The sequence below is a fragment of the Streptomyces sp. NPDC005551 genome, from assembly GCF_042871785.1.
GTDB lineage: Bacteria > Actinomycetota > Actinomycetes > Streptomycetales > Streptomycetaceae > Streptomyces.
In genome coordinates this window covers 148,652-166,525 of sequence record NZ_JBIAJE010000004.1, presented here as the reverse complement: position 1 = coordinate 166,525, position 17,874 = coordinate 148,652, and the positions used below count along the sequence as shown (strand labels likewise).

Below are 17,874 nucleotides of genomic sequence, written 5' to 3'. Positions count from 1 at the left end.
CCGCCCGCTCAACCGGAGTTCAGCCGGGAGGCGGCCAGCAGGCTCTAGCCCAGCAAACGCTCCAGCACGACCGCGATCCCGTCCTCCTCGTTCGAGGACGTCACCTCGTCGGCCACCGCCTTGAGTTCGGCGTGGGCGTTGTCCATGGCCACGCCGTAGGAGGACCAGGCGAACATGGGGACGTCGTTCGGCATGTCGCCGAAGGCGATCGTGTCCGCGGCCTTCATGCCCAGCCGGCGCGCCGCCAGGGACAGCCCCGTCGCCTTGGACAGGCCCAGCGGGAGGAGTTCCACGATGCCCGCGCCCGCCATGGTGACCCCGACCAGACCGCCGGCGACCCGGGCGGCCACCTCGGCGAGCTCGTCGTCGGAGAGGGTCGGGTGCTGCACGTACACCTTGTTCAGCGGCGCCGACCAGAGGTCCCCGGCGTCCTTGATGGGGAGGTAGGGCAGCGGACCCTCGTGCACCCGGTAGCCGGGGCCGACCAGCACCTCGCCGTCGAGACCATCGCGGCTCGCCGCCAGCAGGAGAGGCCCGACCTCGGCCTCGATCTTGGCGAGGGCGAGACCGGCGAGCTGCCGGTCCAGGGTCACCGAGGTGAGGAGCCGGTGCTCCCCGGCGTGGTAGACCTGCGCTCCCTGTCCGCACACCGCGAGCCCGTCGTAATCGAGTTCGTCGAGGATGTGGCGCGTCCAGGGCACCGCCCGTCCGGTGACGACGATGTGCGCCGCGCCCGCCGCGGTGACCGCGGCGAGCGCCTCGCGCGTACGGGCCGAGACCGTGTCGTCGGGCCGCAGCAGCGTCCCGTCGAGGTCGGTCGCGACGAGCTTGTACGGGAACGGCCCGACGGCGGCGCTCACTTGGAGATCGGCTCCAGGACCTCACGGCCGCCCAGGTACGGGCGCAGCACCTCGGGCACCCGCACGGAGCCGTCGGCCAGCTGGTGGTTCTCCAGGATCGCCACGATCGTGCGCGGTACGGCGCACAGTGTGCCGTTCAGCGTGGCCAGGGGCTGGACCTTCTTGCCGTCGCGCATCCGTACGGACAGGCGGCGCGCCTGGAAGCCGTCGCAGTTGGACGCCGAGGTCAGCTCACGGTACTTGCCCTGGGTCGGGATCCACGCCTCGCAGTCGAACTTGCGCGAGGCCGAGGCACCGAGGTCACCGGACGCGACGTCGATCACCTGGAAGGGCAGCTCGAGGCCGGTCAGCCACTGCTTCTCCCAGTCCAGAAGCCGCTGGTGCTCGCTCTCGGCCTCCTCGGGAGCGACGTACGAGAACATCTCGACCTTGTCGAACTGGTGCACCCGGAAGATGCCGCGGGTGTCCTTGCCGTAGGTGCCCGCCTCGCGGCGGAAGCACGGCGAGAAGCCGGCGTACCGCAGGGGCAGCTTGTCGGCGTCGATGATCTCGTCCATGTGGTACGCGGCGAGCGGGACCTCGGAGGTGCCGACCAGGTAGTAGTCGTCCTTCTCCAGGTGGTACACGTTCTCCGCGGCCTGGCCGAGGAAGCCGGTGCCCTCCATGGCGCGCGGGCGGACCAGCGCCGGAGTCAGCATCGGGACGAAGCCGGCCTCGGTGGCCTGCGCGATCGCCGCGTTGACCAGGGCGAGCTCCAGCAGCGCGCCGACACCCGTCAGGTAGTAGAAGCGCGAGCCGGACACCTTGGCGCCCCGCTCGACGTCGATGGCGCCGAGCGCCTCGCCGAGCTCCAGGTGGTCCTTGGGCTCGAAGCCCTCGGCGCCGAAGTCGCGGATCGTGCCGTGCGTCTCCAGGACGACGAAGTCCTCCTCGCCGCCGACCGGGACGTCGGGGTGCACGAGGTTGCCGAGCTGGAGCAGGAGGCGCTTGGTCTCCTCGTCGGCCTCGTGCTGTTCGGCGTCGGCGGTCTTGACGTCGGCGGCCAGCCGGCCGGTCTTCCGCAGCAACTCGGCCTTCTCGTCGCCCGAGGCCCTGGGGATCAGCTTGCCGAGCGCCTTCTGCTCGGAACGCAGCTCGTCGAAGCGGACGCCGGACGACCTGCGCCGCTCGTCGGCGGAGAGGAGGGCGTCGACGAGCGCGACGTCCTCTCCACGGGCGCGCTGCGACGCACGCACACGGTCGGGGTCCTCACGGAGCAGGCGAAGGTCAATCACCCCTCAAGGCTACCGGTGTGCCGTGACGGCTCACGACTCCATATTCCCGTCAGCCGGTTATGCGGCGATATGAGCGAAATGAGGCATGAAATCCACGAGGCCGTCGAATGATCTCCGGGGCGGCATTCAAGATCGCTCGACGCCGTCAATGAAGGCGGACGTACTCCCCGAAACAGGGCAGTGGGTCGTGGTGGAGTTGACCGGATTTCCGTGCGGGAACGGGGACTTGAGGCCCGCGTTGTCCACAGGAATCCGGGGCGCGAAAAGTTATCCACAGGCTGTGTGGAAGTTCTGTGGACTTCGGAAACGATCTTTCTCCGGGGCTCGCGCCGGCCGCGGAATTCCCCGGTGAAACCGTCTCGGCATCCACTTTCGAGTGGAAATGGTTCGCCCTAAGGGATTGATCAATGGAAACGGGTGGACGAAGGGTGACCTGCGGGGCTGTGGACACTCTTGTGGGCTGTAGGCCGATTTGTCGACCCTGTCGTGTTTCGTTGTCGACTTGTCCCCAGGTCGAGAAGCGCCCCTGTGGATAACTTCTGTGGACGAAGCAAATCTGCTGGTAGGACCAGGCACGATCGTCCCCGGGAAGCGGCCGACGGGACCCTAGAAGCGGCCGTCCTGGCAGCGCGCGAGCCAGTCGGACGCCGCGGCGAACTCGCCGTCCGACGTGCCGGCCCGGGGGGCGCGGACATCCTGGGGATCGACCTCCGCGCGCGGGTACGAGCCGAGGAAGCGCACCTGCGGGCAGACACGCTTGAGGCCCATGAGCGCCTCGCCGACCCGGCTGTCGGAGACATGGCCCTCGGCGTCAATGGCGAAGCAGTAGTTGCCGATGCCCTCGCCGGTGGGGCGGGACTGCAGAAGCATCAGGTTGACGCCGCGCACCGCGAACTCCTGGAGCAGCTCCAGCAGGGCACCGGGATGGTCGTCGCGCTGCCAGATGACCACCGACGTCTTGTCCGCGCCGGTCGGCGCCGCGGGGCGGGCGGGCCTGCCCACCAGGACGAAGCGCGTCTGCGCGTTCTCCGCGTCGTGGATGCCGGTCTCCAGCGCCTCCAGGCCGTACGTGGCCGCGGCGAACTCGCCCGCGAAAGCGGCGTCGTAACGGCCCTCCTGCACGAGGCGCGCGCCGTCCGCGTTCGAGGCGGCGGACTCCCAGAGCACGTCCGGGAGGTGTGCCTTCATCCAGTTGCGCACCTGCGGCTGTGCGGCGGGGTGCGCCGTCACCGTCTTGATCTCCGACACCTTCGTGCCCGGCCTGACCAGCAGCGCGAAGGTGATCGACAGGAGCACCTCGCGATAGATCATCAGGGGCGTGCCCGCGACCAGTTCGTCGAGGGTCGTGGTGATGCCGCCCTCCACCGAGTTCTCGATCGGTACGAACGCGGCTTCCGCCTCGCCGTTGCGGACCGCGTCGAGTGCGGCCGGGACCGAGACCATCGGGACGAGCTCCCGGGTGGCGGCCTCCGGAAGCGTGCGCAGGGCGACTTCGGTGAAGGTGCCTTCGGGACCGAGATACGCGTAACTGGCTGGCATGACCTCACCCTAATGGGCCCGGCCCGGCCCGGCTCGCGCCTGCGGAAAGGGCCGCTCGGCACCCCGGCTCGAGGGGTGACCGGCGTCGCGCCGGGGGCGCCTCACGCCTCCAGCAGCCGCTGCCCCACGTACTCCCCCTCCGCCGCCCCGCCGGGCACCGCGAACAGTCCGCTCGACTCGTGCCGGATGAACGCCGACAGCGCGTCGCCCCGGTCGAGCTTGCGCTGCACGGGGACGAAACCGCGCAGCGGGTCGGCCTGCCAGCACACGAAGAGCAGACCCGCGTCGGGCACCCCGTCCGCGTCGAAGCCGTCGTGGAAGGAGAACGGCCTGCGCAGCATCGCCGCGCCGCCGTTCTGGTCGGGCCGGGTGATCCGGGAGTGCGCGTCGAGGGGGATGACCAGCTTGCCGTCCGCGCCGGTGCGCTCCAGGTCCGGTTCCGTCGTCTCGGTGCCGCCGGTCAGCGGCGCCCCGTCCGACTTGCGGCGCCCGATGACGCCCTCCTGGGCCTTGCCCGACAGCTTCTCCCAGTCGTCGAGGAGCATGCGGATACGGCGTACGACGGCGTACGAGCCGTTCGCCATCCACGCCGGTTCGCCGGCGGCGGGCACGAAGACCCGCCGGTCGAAGTCGGACTCGGACGGCTTCGGATTGCGGGTGCCGTCGATCTGGCCCATCAGGTTGCGCGCGGTCAGCCCCTCCTGGGCGGTGGCTCCCGGAGTGCGGTTGAAGCCGTTCATCTGCCAGCGCACGCGCGCCGCGCCGCCCGCGTCCTTCTGGAGGGCGCGCAGGGCGTGGAAGGCGACCAGGGCGTCGTTCGCGCCGACCTGCACCCACAGGTCGCCGTTGCTGCGCGCCTTGTCGAGCCGGTCGGAGGAGAAGTCGGGCAGTGGGTCGAGCGCGACCGGGCGCTGCTTCTCCAGGCCCGTCCGCGCGAAGAAGCTGTGCCCGAAACCGAAGGTGACCGTCAGGGACGAGGGGCCGGCGTCACGGGCGACATCCGTGTCGTCATGCGCGGCGGCCTCGCCCGCCATCAGCCGCCGTGCCGTCGCCGACCAGCGGCGCAGCAGCGCCGCGGCCTCCCTGCGGCCCGCTCCGGCGGCCAGGTCGAAGGCGACGAGGTGTCCGCGCGCCTGGAGGGGCGTGGTGATGCCGGGCTGATGTTTCCCGTGAAACATCACCGCGCCCGCGCCGAGCGAGGTCAGCGGCGTGGCCGTGCCGCCCGTGGACGCCGCCGCGTACCCGGCGGCGCCGCCGGCCGCACCGAGCGCGAGACCGGTGGCACCGGCCGTGCCGAGCAGCCGGCGCCGTGAGAGGGACCCCCGGCGGGAGCCGCGCGCCGTGCCCTCCTCACGGGAAGGTGCCTCGGGATGGAACTGGTCAGCCATGGTGGTTCAGCCGATCTTCGCGTTCTTCTTGACGGTCGTCTGGTCGATGTCGGAGGTCCGGACGGTCACCGCGATCTCCCAGTCTCCCGCCATGGGGATCTGCACTCCGGTCGCCGTCCAGTGTCCGGTGGCGATCCGGTCGGGGACCACGGGCAGCGGGCCGACGTCCTTCGCGCCGAGCGTGAAGGAGACCTTCACCTCGGGCACGTCGAAGGCCTTGCCGTTCGGGCGCTCCACGAACAGGTGCATGTCGTTGCCGCCGACGCGGGCCGGGTCGAGGGTCAGCCGCGCACTGCCTTTGCCGTCCTCGCCGCCGGTGTCGAACGGGACCGTCACGGTCAGCGGCCCGGAGCGCTGCGCGCTGTACGCGGTGGCCGCCCTGGCCGCCTCCTCCGTACGGCCCGGTTCGGTGGAGGTCAGCACCGTGGTGACGGCGAGCAGCACCACGGCGACACCGGCCTCGGCGAGGACCGAGCGGCGCAGCCCCGAGCGGTGCGGGTCGGCGTCCCGGACGCGCTTCTCGCGCGCGGCGGTCACGGCGGCGCGCTGCCGGGCCAGCTGGGCGGCGCGCACGGAGTCCGCGGCACCGGCGGGCGTCCCGGCACCGGCGCGGGTTGTGGCTGCGGCGGGAAGTGTGACGGGCTCCTTCCCGGCCGCGTCCGCCTCCGGCGCGAGCACCGGGGACGTCTCCGGCAGCCGGGCCGTCCAGCGCCGGGAGAGGAACGCGATGCCGACGAGAACGGCCACCAGGCCGATCTTGACGAGCAGCAGTTGCCCGTACCCGGTGCCGGTGAGCGCCGACCAGGAACCGACCTGGCGCCACGACTGGTAGAGCCCGGTCGCGGTCAGTGCGAGGACACTGCCGAATGCGACGCGCGAGAACCGGCGGACCGCGGGCGCGTCGATCGGGGTGTCGGAGGGCGCCCGGTGGAGCGCCACGAGCAGCGTCACCAGGCCGCCCAGCCAGGTGGCGCCGGCGAGCAGGTGCAGGACGTCGACGGGCATCGCGATGCCCGGCTGGAGGCCGGTCGAGGCGTGCTCGGCCATCGCCCAGGACGCGGCCAGGCCCGCCGCGACGACCCCGCCGCCGATCCCGAGCCCGAAGGTCAGGTCCCGCTTCTCGGCGTCGGCAGCGGCGGCGTCGGCTTCCGCGTCGGCTTCCGCTTCGGCTTCCGTGTCGGCCCGGCCCGTCTCGTCGGCTCCCTCGCCGCCCGCGGACTCCGCGCCCGTCCGGCCGTCGGCCGCCGGGCCCCCGGCGCTCCCCGCGGCGGCGGCCCCGCCGGTCTCCCCGGCTCCTTCGGTCACCGCGTCGGCCTCGCCGGTCCGCGCTGCCGCGTCGCGTGTCACGTACGTCCCGAAGAGCACCGCGATGAACAGGGCCGCCGCCGCCAGCAGCAGCAGGCGCGAGACGAGCGCCGCACCCGTCTTGGTCTGGAGCACCTGCCCGAGCAGGTCCAGATCGAAGATGTCGGCGACTTTCCCGGAGCCGGTGTACGAGCCGCGCAGCAGCAGGAGCCCGAGGGTGGCCGCGGTGAGCGCGAGCCATCCGCCGACCACGAGCCGCTGCACCGGCCGCACGCCCGCTCCCCGCTGCCAGCAGGCCAGCACGAAGGCTGCCCCGCCGGTCAGCAGGATGAAGCCGGCGTACGAGACATAGCGTGCGAGTCCGTAGAGCCCGCCGACCACCCCGCCGCCCGCCGACCGGTCGGAGACGGTGACGGAGGTCTGCGAGGGCGCGCCGATGGAGAAGGTGAAGGCACCCGAGACGGGATGGCTGTCCGCCGACACCACCTGGTAGGTGACGGTGAACGTGCCGTCGGGCAGGCCCGAGTGCAGCTTGACGGCGTACATGGCACTGCCCAGGTCGACGGGGTCGCCGGTGTCGACGCGCTTGCCCTCGGGGTCGAGGACGCGCACCGACCCGCCGGACATGGCGACCTTCTCGGAGAAGGTGAGCGTGACCTGCGTGGGTGCCTGCTCGACCACCGCCCCCTGCCTCGGGTCGCTGCCGGTCAGCGCGGCGTGCGCGGAGACCGGCCCGGCGCCCGCCAGCAGCGCGCCGCCGACGGCGAGGAGCAGCAGCAGCAGCGTCCGCAGCCGCCCGGCCGCGTGGCGGCCGTTACGGGGGGCGATGGCCTGCGTCAAGGTGGATCCCTCCCTCAGTGTCCGGTCTTCGGGTTGTACGTCGCGGGCTCGACCGGCATGGACACCTTCACCGTGCCGGACTTGGCGAAGTGCAGTTCGACCGCCACCTTCTCGCCCTGCACGGGCTTGCGGGCGAGCTTTTCGAACATGACGTGGTTGCCGCCGCTGGCGAAGTCGAGCCTGCCGTGCGCGGGCACCGGGAAGGACGTCCGCTCCTCCATCGCGCCGCCCTCGGTGGCGTGCAGGGTGACGTCGTCGGAGAGGTCGCTGGTGACCGAAGTCAGGGTGTCGGCGCCGCCGGAGTTGGTGACGGTGAAGAATCCGGCCGCCATGTCCGCCATGGCGGGGACGGGCATGTAGGCGCCGGTGACCTTCAGTTCGGGCCCGGACGAGGCGGGCTCGCCGGAGCCGCCGCAGCCCGCGAGTGTCAGCGCCGCCGCCAGCGCCGTGACGGATCCCGCGAGGCGTCTCACGGGTTCTCCCCCTTGACGAGCTTCGGGAGGTCCCGGGTGTAGTCGTCCACGGTGGCGTCCTCGCCGTAGAGGACGTAACCGCTGTCGGTCTTCGGCGAGAACGCGATGACCTGGGTGCCGTGCACCGAGACGACCTTGCCGTCCTTGTCCTTCTTGGACGGCTCGACGGAGATGCCGAGGGTGCGTGCGCCGGCCCGGATCGTGTCGAAGTCGCCGGTCAGACCGACGGCGGCGGGGTCGATCCCCTTGAGCCACTTGCCGAGCGCGGCCGGGGTGTCCCGCTCCGGGTCCGTGGTCACGAACACGATGCGGAGCCTGTCCTGGTCGGCCTTCGGCAGCTGCTTCTTGGCGACGGCGAGGTTGTTCATCGTCAGCGGGCAGACGTCGGGGCAGTGGGTGTAGCCGAAGTAGACCAGCGTCGGCCTGCCCTTGGTCTCGGCGCGCAGGTCGTACTTCTCGCCGTGCGTGTCCGTCAGGACGAGGTCCGGCTTCTCGAACGGCTTGTCGAGGACCGTCGCGGCCTTGGCGGAACCGGCCTCGGCGGACACCTCGGCCACCGGCTTGCCGCCGTCGTCACCGCCGCAGGCGGAGAGGGTCAGAGCGGCCGCGGCGACCAGGGCGGCCGCGGCATACGTCTTCTTGCGCATACAGAAATGTCCCAGATGTGAGTGCGCCGGCGCGCACCGGGGTCGTACGCCGCCGCGGACGGCGACGGCGTACGGCTCCCCGGCACGCACCGAACGAGGGTGGGCCTCAGGCGTGGGTGCGCCGACGCCCGGCCAGAACGCCGAACGCCACGCCCGCCGCGCCGACGGCGATGCCCACGACGCCGAGGACGCGGGCGGTGGTGTCGCTGCTGTCGGAGGACGCGGCGGCCTCGGTCTCCCCGTGCTCCGCCTTCTCGTCGTCGGAGGCCTTCTCGGCACTCGGCATGCCGTGGTGGCCGTCCTCGGACGCGGCGGACAGCGCGAGCACCGGCGCCGGGTTCTCCGGCTCCTCCGCGCCGTGCTCCTGCGGCTCGATCCAGCGCACGACCTCCTTGTTGGAGTACGTCTGGATCGCCTTGAACACGAGCTCGTCGGCGTCCTCCGGGAGCTGGCCGACGGACAGCGGGAACTTCTGGAAGAAGCCGGGCCGGACACCCTTGCCGGTGGCCGTCCAGGTGACCTTCGAGACGGCCTCGTCGATCTTCTTGCCGTGCAGCTCCAGGGGCTTGTCCAGCTTGGACGTGGTGACCTTCACGTCCCAGCCGTCGACGGGCTGGGGCATCACCGAGGCGAGCGGGTGGTCGGTCGGGAAGTTCACCTCGAGCTTGGTGGTCGAGGCGTTGTCGCGCTCGTTGGGGACCTTGAAGTCGATCGTCGCGTAACCGCCCTTCGCGGCCACGCCCTCCGGCTGGACGCTGACGTGCGCGAAGGCCGGGGCGGACAGGACGACGACGGCCGAGGCGGCGAGGGCGCCGGAGGCGGCGATACGAGAAACCTTCATGGCAGAGAACACTCCACTGTGCGTGATGGTCCGGTGAGGTAGCGGGCGCGTACGAAGAGGTGCCCGGGACCGGACCCGTTGCGGAGAACCGAAAAGGCACTCCCGGGGCGGTCCCGGAGGCGGACCTCCGGGTGGTCCCGCCGGTGGGCGGGCACGCGCGCGTGCCGCACGGCGGCAGCCTTCCGGACGGAGTGGTTCTCCGAGGGGAGCGGTGCGCCGTGTCAGGCGGCGAGAACGAGCACGGCGGCCTGGGGCGGCCCGCGCCTGATCACCGAGTGCTGGAGTGCGGTGGTACGGGGGGTGGGTGGTTCGGGCGGCGCGGTGCGCGGTGCCCGGGGCGCCGTACGTCCGGAACCGGGGAGCCCCGTCCGCAGGGCGCGGACCAGGGCGAGCGCCGCGCGCAGCGACCGGACGAGAGCCGTTTCCGCGACGCCGTGCGCGGAGAGCCGGATGAGCCGCACGACCGCCAGGTCACCGCGGCGCAGCAGCCAGCCCGTGGCGACCGCGGCGAGCACGTGGACGAGCAGCATGGGCAGGGACGGCAGCATGGACATCGACGGTCCGGCCGCGGCCGACACGGCGTCAGCGGAGTGGTGCGCGGACGGTGTCGTGACGGAGTGCGCCGTGTCCGGGGCGAGCCGGGCGTCGGTGAGGATCCGCTGGGCCTGCGCGGGGCTGATCGCCGCCGCGGACGCACCGCACACCACCCGCGCCGCCCGCTCGACGAGCGAGGCGTCGGACAGGGCGTGGCCCGGCATGCCGGACGTCATGGACGCGCCCATGGACGCGGACATCCCGGTGCCGCCCGGCGCCGGGGTCATCGAGGTGCCCTGCTGCCCGAGCCCGAAGAGCGTGTGCAGCGCGGTCTGGCCGACCGCGAGCACCGTGGCGATGCCCGGCAGTGCCCGTTCGCGCCCGGCCAGCGGGGCGGCGACGGCGAACACGGCGAGGAAGGCGGTGCCCACGGTCCACAGGGGTACGGCGGTGCAGGAAGCGATGCCATGACCGGCCGCGGCCAGCGCGACACAGACCGCGGCGAACACCGCGGCCCGCAGGAGCCGGACGTCGCGTCCGGAGCGCGCCGTGCGCTGGTGGAGGGCACTCATGGCGGGCTCATCATCGCACTGGCCCGAGGCGCGTTTCACGGCAGGTCCACAAGATGACGTACGGCGGCAAAAGACCCGCTTCGGGGGGAGTCGCCGGCGCATATGTGCTTTTCCGGTGTCCCCACATACAGCGATCCGGGCGTGCCCGCATCCGCCGTATGGGCGGGTTCATGCGGTGTGGGCGATTGCACACCGGTCCCGGCGGCAATAGGTAACGGTATGTCGAGCCGCGGCCTGGAGGCTTCAGCATGAGCATCTGGTGGTCACTCCACTTGCGGCGCGAAGCCGCGAGCGTTCCGCTCGCCCGGCGCCTGCTGCTCGGCACGATGGAGACGGCGGGGGTCGACCCCGACGTCTCGTACGACCTCTCCCTCGCGCTCAGCGAGGCCTGTGCCAACGCCGTCGAGCACGGCGGGGGCACCGCACCCGACGGCCCCTCGGAGGCGTACCGGGTCACCGCCTACCTTGACGGCGAGAAGTGCCGCATCGAGGTGGCCGACTCGGGCCCCGGTTTCCCGGCGGGTCCGGCGCACGCCCCGCGACCCCCGGTCCGCGCCGTCCGCAGCGACGCCGAGAACGGCCGGGGGCTGTGTCTCATCCAGGAGCTCGCCGACCACGTCCACATCGGCAACAAGCCGGGCCGGGGCGGCGCGGTGGTCAGCTTCGACAAGATCCTCAAGTGGCGTGAGGGCACTCCGCTGCTGGCGGTCTAGCGCGGATCCGGCCTCCGGCGCGGCACCTCCGCGGCGCGGTTCCGGCCTCCGGCGCACTGCCCCGCGCGCTGCGGAGCCGGCCTCCGGTGCGGTGCTCCCTCGGCGCGGGGCCGGCATCCGGGCGTCCCGCCGCAGGACCGGCGTCCGGGCGTCCCGCCGCAGGACCGGCGGGGACCCCGCGCGAGGTCCAACTGCCCTGAAAACAGCGGCCGAACGCCGTCTGGGCGAGGCAGGGGTCCGTCTGCATACTGGCCTGATGCGGGAGTCGGCGCACGCGTCCGGCCACCGGTGAGGGACCGGCAACGGCCCTCCCCGAACCGCCGGCCGCCCCTGCCGATGCCCCGCACGCGCGTGTGCCGACCGCCCCGGCCCGTGGTCCGGGCCCGGGCGCCCGGAGTCCCGGGGTTTCGGCGGCACACCGCACGGCCGCGTGTCCTGCCGACCGGACGCGCGGCGCGGGGGCGAGCCGGGGCGGGACCCGCCGGCCGGGAGGGACAGGGGGAGTGCCAGTGCTGCGCATGGTGCGTGCCGGGGACGGCAGGCGACTGTCGGTGGAACAGCGCGGTGACCCCGACGGCAGGCCGGTGTTCCTGCTGCACGGCACGCCCGGCAGCCGGCTGGGCCCCGCCCCGCGTCCCTCCGTGCTCTACCGGATGGGAATCCGCCTGATCACCTTCGACCGTCCGGGGTACGGCGACTCGGACCGCAAACCGGGCCGCACGGTCAGCGCCGTCGCGGCCGACGTGGCGGACATCGCCGACGCCCTCGGGATCGACCGCTTCGCGGTGGTCGGCCGCTCCGGCGGCGCCCCCCACGCACTGGCCTGTGCCTCGCTGCTGCCGGACCGCACCACACGGACCGGTGCCCTGGTCAGCCTCGCCCCGCGGGACGCCCCCGACCTCGACTGGTTCGAGGGCATGACGGAGTCGAACGTGCGCGAGTACGTCAACGCCGCGATCAGCCGGGGCCGGGTCACCACGACGCTGGGCCGCCGGTCCCTGTCGATCGTCGCCGACCCCGCGGCCTCCATCGCCGAGATGCGCAGCAAGCTCCCCGAGTCCGACCGCTGGATCGTCGCGGACGCCGGCATCCAGGACATGCTGGAGCGCAACTTCGCCGAGGGCCTGCGGGACTCGGCGGACGGCTGGATCGACGACGTGATGGCGTTCAGCACGAACTGGGGCTTCGACCTGACGCGGATCGCCTCCCCGGTCCTGCTGTGGCACGGGGAGGACGACATCTTCGCGCCGGCCCAGCACACGCGCTGGCTGGCCCGGCACATCCCCGGCGCCCGGGTCGAGGTCGAGCCGGGCGCCGCGCACTTCGGGGCGCTGCGGGTGATGACGCGCATCCTGAGCTGGGCCGTCCGGACGGTCCCGGACGACCGCCCGGGACCGTCCGTCACACCTGCTGCGGTTCCAGATCCCGGTTGATCCGCCGCCAGGAGCGGACCGACTCGACGAGCGGGTGCGGGTCTCCCAGCAGCTGCGCCAGGCCGGTCTCCGCCTTCTCCTGGAGCTGCGCGGCCTCCGAACGCCGCCCCAGGGCGCGCACGGTGACGGCGAGGTTGGCCGTGCTCGCCAGGACGTCCGGGTGGCCAGGACCGAACCGCTTGCGCAGACCGTTCACGGCGAGCCGTTCCCAGTGCTCGGCCTCCTCGTAACGGCCCAGTTCGCCGTAGGCGTTGGCGAGGTTCAGCCCGGCGCACAGGGCGGAGGGGTGCTCGTCGCCCAGGGCCCTCGTCAGGGTGGAACGGGCCCGCTCGGCCAGTTCGGCGGCCTTGTCCAGGTTGCCCAGGGCGCGCTCGTAGATGGACAGGTTGTTGATGCACTGCATGGTGAACGGGTGCTCGGCGCCGAAGGAGCTCTCGTAGCCCCGCAGCACCTCGGTGACCAGCTGGACGGCCCGCTGGGCGCCGCCGCCGGGATCGGCGCCGAAGTAGTCGGCGGCGAGGTTCAGACCGCAGGCCAGCGCCTCGGGAATGGTGCTTCCGTAGCGTTCGCGGTAGCGCGTGTACGTCTCCCAGGTCTGTTCGGTGATGCTGAGGGCCTCGGCCTGGTGGCCCGCCTTGCGCAGGGACACCGCGAGGCTCTTGTCGACCCGCAGCACCTCGGGCACGTCCGGGTTCAGGACCTGCTCGAACCCCTCGCGCACCTCGCGCAGGATCTGGACCGAACCCGCGTAGTCGCCGAGTTCGCGCAGGTCGCGGGCGTGGTGGCCCTTGGTGGTCAGGGTGTAGGGGTGCAGCGGGCCGAGCAGCGCGGTACGGCGGCGGACCGTGTCGTCGTCGAGCCGGCGGGCGGCCTCGCTGTCGCCGGTCAGGCGGTAGTCGATGGCGAGGTTGTTGGCGGAGCTCAGGGAGCGCGGGTGGTCCTCGCCGAATATCTCGCGGAACCCGCGGTAGATCCGCAGGTCCAGATCGAGCGCCTCCTTGAAGCGGCCCAGCGCCCGCAGGTCGGCGGCCACGCTTCCGGACGTGATCAGAATGCTGGGGTGGCCCTCGGGCAGCAGCTCCCGCTGGCGGGCCAGGGTGTCCTCGTCCATGGTCCGCGCGGCCTGGTACTCGCCCTGCGAGCGCAGCACGTTGGCCAGCTCGAAGCGGAGGTTGAGGATCTGCTCGTCGTCGGCGTCCGGGAACTCGGTGGTCCAGAACTCGTTGAGCTGGGTGCCGAGCGTACGGGCCGCGTGCAGCTCGCCGCGCTTCCACAGGTAGCGGATGCGGTCGACCATCAGCTGCCGCGGTTCCTCCTCCGCGCACTCGCGGACGTTGGAGGGCACCAGATGCGGCCAGATCGCCTCGAAGCCGGGCCACTGCGCGGGGTTGTCCACGGCGCCCTCGGGCGGGCGGGCGGAGGCGAGGATCCGGTGCACCTCGTGGATCGTGTCGTCGAACTCCTGCTCGTCCAGGCTGTCGCGCACCGCGGCCTGCACCAGCCGGTGCACCTGGATGGAGTTGTCCGTCGAGTCGACCTTGGCCAGCGCGAACCGGTTCAGCGCCTGGGTGACCTTGCCCAGCATGTAGCGGGCCCGCAGGTCCTTGTCGAAGGGCAGCAGCGCCTTGATCATCGCGTCGCTGCCCACCAGGCTCATCGAGATGGGCTCGGCCGCGAAGAAGCTGCACAGTTCGAGCAGGCGGGCGGCGGCGGGGGATTCCTCGCGCAGCCGGTTGATGGAGATGTTCCAGGTGGCGCCCACGGACGAGGGGTACTCGACGGCCTCGACGGCGGCCTTGACCGACAGCACCTTGGTGCTCTGCTCGCGCAGCTGCTCGATGTACTCCTCCACTGGGGTCGCCGTCGCCTCGAGCCAGGCCGCCGCCACCTCGATGGCCAGCGGCAGGTCGCCGACGGCGTCCGCGACGCGTCCCGCGTCCTCCTCGCTGAGGCCCGGCACCCGGCGGCACAGGTGCTCGATGCTCTCGTTCCGGGTGAAGACCTCGACCTCCACGGGCTGGACCCGGGTCGAGGTGGGCTTGGCGCGGCAGGTGACGAGCAGGTGCCCGTAGACGTTGTCCGGGACGGGCGCCGTCTGGTCCGGGAAGACCTCCAGCACCTTGTCCAGGTCCTCGACGTTGTCGAATATCAGCAGCCATCGCGAGTACGGCACTCCGTCGCGCAGGGCCTGCAGGGCCGCCTCGGCCGCCTCGGCGACGTCGTCACCGACGCCGGGCAGGTCGAGCATCCGGGCGAGCGCCGCCAGCTTGGGCAGGACCAGGTCCGGCTGCTCGGCGTCGACCCACCACACGAGGTCGTAGTCCGCCTTGAACCGGTGGGCGTACTCGCGGGCCAGCTGGGTCTTGCCGACGCCGCCGAGGCCGTGCAGCACCTGGGGCAGCCGCGGTCCGGAGATGCCGCTGCCGAGCTGTTCGCGCAGCCGGTCCAGGATGGAGGCGCGGCCGGTGAACCAGGGATAGCGGGGCTGGATGTTGGACACCCGCGTGCCGGTGTTGGGGAACCGCACACCGCCGCCCCGGGAGACCCCGACGGCGTCCGGGCGGTCCAGGCCGGTCAGCAGCACCGCGGCGGCCGCGCCCTCGTCCAGCCGGGCCAGGTCGATGGCGCCCCGGCCGGCGTGGGGCATGCTGAGCTGCACGTCGCCGACCCGCACCGAGACCGCCTGGTGCCGTTCCTCGGAGCCGGCGCCCGAGTGGACGGCGGCCTCCCACGCGGCTCTGGCCCGCTGGGAGCCGTTGAAGGCCTGCGAGACCACGGCGACCACCCGGTGCCCGCCGCTCGGGACGGCCTCCGCGCCGATCTCCGTGACGGACATCGTCCGCACGTCCTTGGGCAGCACCTCGAAACCGGCCCCGCGCAGCACCGCCTCCAGCCAGTCCACCCACATCCGGTCCTCGGACACGTAGTAGAGGACCAGCTTCGACGGCGGAACGGGCCGCCGCCGGGTGTACGCGGCCACGTACCGGGTGCGCTTCACCTCGCTGATCGGAGGCAGCGAGGTGACCCGCCCCTCGGTGACGACGGAGGCGAGGCGTTCGCAGGCGGTCAGCATCGAGCTGGCGACCTTCGGGGGGTCCCCGAAGGCGGCGAGGATCTCCTCGTACGCGTAGTAGGGGCGGTAGGGCACCTCCACCGAGCCCCAGTACTCGGCGAGCTGCTCGGAGTCCATGCCGCTGGGCAGTCCGGCGAAGCGCTCCCGGGCGAGGGCGCGGCCGGCGTCGACCTTGTCCTTCTCGCCGTCGTCGATGCGCATCGCGACCGGCAGGATGCGGATGTTCTTGTCGCCGTACCGGTCCGCGATGCCCTGGGCGACGGCGGCGGCGCCCTCGATGCTCTGGTCGCTGAGGGTGTAGCAGACCACGAGTGTGCTGGGCATCTGGACGGTGCAGATGTCGGCGAGGTCGGACAGGCCGGTGCGGCTGTCGATCAGGGTGTAGTCGTAGTAGCGCTGCATGTCGGCGCGCATCGCGTCGAAGAACTGGCCGCCGCCGTAACTGGCGTAGAAGCGGTCCCAGTCCATGTTGCCGACGATCGGGTAGTCCCGGTGGCGCATGCCGGCGGACAGGAAGTCCAGGCTGCCGGGCTTGGGGAACGGCCAGTCCAGGGAGATCGCGTGCGGCCGGACCCGGGCATAGGCGCGGTGCCAGTCCGGCGCGCGTTCCGGCAGGTCGCGCAGGGCCTCCCGGCGGTAGTCGTCGATGAGGTTGATCAGGCCGGGGGTGGCCCGCAGCAGGGAGGGGTTGAGGAAGGGGTGGAAGAAGCGGTGCAGTCCGGGCGCTTCGAGGTCCCAGTCGACGGTGAGCACCCGGTGGCCGTTGGCGGCGAGGATCCAGGCCACGTTCGCGAGCGCCATCGTCCGCCCCGTGCCGCCCTTGTACGAGTAGAAGGTGATCACGGTGCCCTTGCGGTTCTCGGTCATTCGAAACCCTCCGCCTTGTCGGCCCTGCTCTTCCCGCGCTCGGTCCCGGCCGTGCCGGGGGACTCAGGGCGGGGCGCCACGGCCGAGGTCCTCCGGCCCGGTCAGCCGCGGGGGCGGGGCCGACTGCCCCTGCGGCGGATAGGTGCGGGCGTGTGCCTCGAAGAAGGAGACGGCCTGCCTGACGGCCATCTGGAGCTCGGTCCCGAAGGCGTCCAGGGTGCGGATGCCGCCGTTCAGTGACCGGTGCCCCGCGCCCTCGTCCAGGCGTGAGGCGAGCGCCTCGTTGGTGAGCTGGTGCAACCTCGCCTCCCACTCGGAGGGGATCGGGTCGTCCTTGTGCTGCGGGATCATCACGCTGATCCAGGGGCGCCGTTCGCGGCACAGCCGCTCCATCAGCGCCTTGCGGCGGGGGGAGTCCAGCGCCCACCGGTCGAGCAGCAGCAGTCCGGGCGAGTCGGGCGGCCACGAGCCGAGCAGCCGGTCCGCCTCGTTCTCGAAGTCCCCCACGTGCACCCGGTAGTCCATGGTGCGGACGAGGTCGGCGGCGTGCTCGCTGAGCGGCCGGGTCGACACCGGGTGGTACGGATTCCAGTCCCCGGGGGTCTCTCCGTAGCAGTCCGGTGCGCGGCCGGGCGGCAGGTCCGACCGGGAGCACGCGAGCACGGATATGTCGAAGGTCGGGGGGTGGCCGGCGGAGCCGAACGCGCTGGGCAGCGACTCGTAGTCCTTGTAGACGAGCCCTTCGGCCAGTTCGGTCGCCTCGGCCACCTTCACGATGTGCTTGGCGAGTTGGTAGACGGCCCGTTCGTACTCGTCCTTCAGGTAGTTGAGTTTGGTCAGGCCGTAGAAGCCCTCGTCCGCGTAGTCCTCGCCGAAGGCCGCGTGGTTGAACTGCAGATCCCGTGCCGCCTGCGGCAGTTGGGCCGGTTCCACCGGCACCCATAACGCGGGGATGATCGCGTTCTCCGGGGTGTCCCGGTGCCGGGCCCGCTGGTTCACCTCCCGCTGGGAGAACGCCCACCACTCCCGGCCGCACTGCTCACTGAGGAAGTAGCGGCGCGAGTACAGCGGCACGAACACCTGGCAGCGGGCCAGGTTCTGCGCCAGCTCGTCCGTCCACTTCGTGCCCACCGTCATGCCCTGGTCCAGGAAGCCGGCCTTGGCGCCCGGCGGCAGTGAGGTCATCTGCATGATGTGCGCGCACAGTCCGTCGTACAGCTTCTTCACCCAGGCGTTGGGGTCGGCGTCGCCGGCATCGTGCTTCGGCGTGTGGGCATAGCTCAGGAAGAAGTACGGATTCCCGCCTCTGGCGCTACCCGCGTCCCCTCGCACGTATGCCCCCCGGTGTGCTGCGGCCGGCCCCCAGTGTAGGAAGCGCGGTGTCCCGCGCGGAACAGGACGAACAAGGCCGTCTCCCGCCGGAGTCCGGCGTTTCCCCGGCCGGGCGGGCGCCACACGCGGGCATGCGTCGAGTTTCCGTCAAGTCGGCGGCCGGGCCGGCCGGTTCGCGCTCGC

13 protein-coding genes are annotated in these 17,874 nt (G+C 72.1%); 2 read left to right on the top strand and 11 right to left on the bottom strand.

Translation table 11 applies throughout. The features are described from left to right. Positions 1-44 precede the first annotated feature (44 nt). The 9 genes from ACFYP4_RS13100 to ACFYP4_RS13060 form a co-directional block, all read right to left on the bottom strand. Positions 45-860: an HAD family hydrolase gene (locus ACFYP4_RS13100; RefSeq protein ID WP_388785236.1), complete on the bottom strand. Its 816-nt coding sequence runs from the start codon at positions 858-860 to the stop codon at positions 45-47. Next, positions 857-2,134, bottom strand: a complete 1,278-nt coding sequence (gene serS / locus ACFYP4_RS13095; RefSeq protein WP_388785234.1) for a serine--tRNA ligase — start codon at positions 2,132-2,134, stop codon at positions 857-859. The genes ACFYP4_RS13100 and serS overlap by 4 nt, the downstream gene beginning before the upstream one ends. A gap of 606 nt (positions 2,135-2,740) precedes the next feature. After that, on the bottom strand, positions 2,741-3,673 hold the full coding sequence (gene pheA / locus ACFYP4_RS13090; RefSeq protein WP_358852295.1) for a prephenate dehydratase: 933 nt from the start codon (positions 3,671-3,673) through the stop codon (positions 2,741-2,743). Positions 3,674-3,774: 101 nt separating this feature from the next. Next, entirely contained in the window at positions 3,775-5,061 is a 1,287-nt protein-coding gene (gene efeB, locus ACFYP4_RS13085) for an iron uptake transporter deferrochelatase/peroxidase subunit (protein ID WP_388785232.1), read from the bottom strand. A gap of 6 nt (positions 5,062-5,067) precedes the next feature. After that, complete coding sequence (locus ACFYP4_RS13080; protein WP_388785230.1) at positions 5,068-7,206, bottom strand: copper resistance CopC/CopD family protein; 2,139 nt, start codon at positions 7,204-7,206, stop codon at positions 5,068-5,070. A gap of 14 nt (positions 7,207-7,220) precedes the next feature. Next, entirely contained in the window at positions 7,221-7,679 is a 459-nt protein-coding gene (locus tag ACFYP4_RS13075) for a copper chaperone PCu(A)C (RefSeq protein ID WP_388785228.1), read from the bottom strand. Beyond that, complete coding sequence (locus tag ACFYP4_RS13070) at positions 7,676-8,326, bottom strand: SCO family protein (RefSeq protein ID WP_358852299.1); 651 nt, start codon at positions 8,324-8,326, stop codon at positions 7,676-7,678. Before ACFYP4_RS13070 ends, ACFYP4_RS13075 begins: the two co-directional genes overlap by 4 nt. 106 nt (positions 8,327-8,432) lie before the next feature. Further along, on the bottom strand, positions 8,433-9,167 hold the full coding sequence (locus ACFYP4_RS13065; protein ID WP_388785226.1) for a YcnI family protein: 735 nt from the start codon (positions 9,165-9,167) through the stop codon (positions 8,433-8,435). Between the two features lie 221 nt (positions 9,168-9,388). After that, on the bottom strand, positions 9,389-10,273 hold the full coding sequence (locus tag ACFYP4_RS13060) for a hypothetical protein (RefSeq protein ID WP_388785224.1): 885 nt from the start codon (positions 10,271-10,273) through the stop codon (positions 9,389-9,391). A 248-nt stretch (positions 10,274-10,521) separates the two neighbouring features. On the opposite strand from ACFYP4_RS13060, the gene ACFYP4_RS13055 reads away from it, so the two are divergent. Continuing rightward, entirely contained in the window at positions 10,522-10,986 is a 465-nt protein-coding gene (locus ACFYP4_RS13055) for an ATP-binding protein (RefSeq protein ID WP_358852302.1), read from the top strand. A gap of 518 nt (positions 10,987-11,504) precedes the next feature. Next, the gene (locus ACFYP4_RS13050; RefSeq protein ID WP_388785680.1) at positions 11,505-12,419 is read left to right on the top strand and encodes an alpha/beta fold hydrolase; all 915 of its coding nucleotides are present in this window, start codon (positions 11,505-11,507) and stop codon (positions 12,417-12,419) included. Here the strand turns inward: ACFYP4_RS13050 and fxsT are convergent. Further along, positions 12,388-16,359, bottom strand: a complete 3,972-nt coding sequence (gene fxsT, locus ACFYP4_RS13045) for an FxSxx-COOH system tetratricopeptide repeat protein (protein WP_358852304.1) — start codon at positions 16,357-16,359, stop codon at positions 12,388-12,390. The two genes, ACFYP4_RS13050 and fxsT, sit on opposite strands and share 32 nt — an antisense overlap. Positions 16,360-16,422: 63 nt before the next feature. Next, the gene (locus tag ACFYP4_RS13040; RefSeq protein ID WP_388785221.1) at positions 16,423-17,691 is read right to left on the bottom strand and encodes a TIR-like protein FxsC; all 1,269 of its coding nucleotides are present in this window, start codon (positions 17,689-17,691) and stop codon (positions 16,423-16,425) included. Between the last annotated feature and the right edge of the window lie 183 nt (positions 17,692-17,874).

Coding starts and splice junctions, on each gene's coding strand:
- pheA (WP_358852295.1), bottom strand. CDS start 3,673: ATGCCAGCCAGTTACGCGTATCTCGGTCCCGAAGGCACCTTCACCGAA.
- efeB (WP_388785232.1), bottom strand. CDS start 5,061: ATGGCTGACCAGTTCCATCCCGAGGCACCTTCCCGTGAGGAGGGCACG.
- ACFYP4_RS13070 (WP_358852299.1), bottom strand. CDS start 8,326: ATGCGCAAGAAGACGTATGCCGCGGCCGCCCTGGTCGCCGCGGCCGCT.
- ACFYP4_RS13065 (WP_388785226.1), bottom strand. CDS start 9,167: ATGAAGGTTTCTCGTATCGCCGCCTCCGGCGCCCTCGCCGCCTCGGCC.
- ACFYP4_RS13060 (WP_388785224.1), bottom strand. CDS start 10,273: ATGAGTGCCCTCCACCAGCGCACGGCGCGCTCCGGACGCGACGTCCGG.
- ACFYP4_RS13055 (WP_358852302.1), top strand. CDS start 10,522: ATGAGCATCTGGTGGTCACTCCACTTGCGGCGCGAAGCCGCGAGCGTT.
- ACFYP4_RS13050 (WP_388785680.1), top strand. CDS start 11,505: ATGGTGCGTGCCGGGGACGGCAGGCGACTGTCGGTGGAACAGCGCGGT.
- fxsT (WP_358852304.1), bottom strand. CDS start 16,359: ATGACCGAGAACCGCAAGGGCACCGTGATCACCTTCTACTCGTACAAG.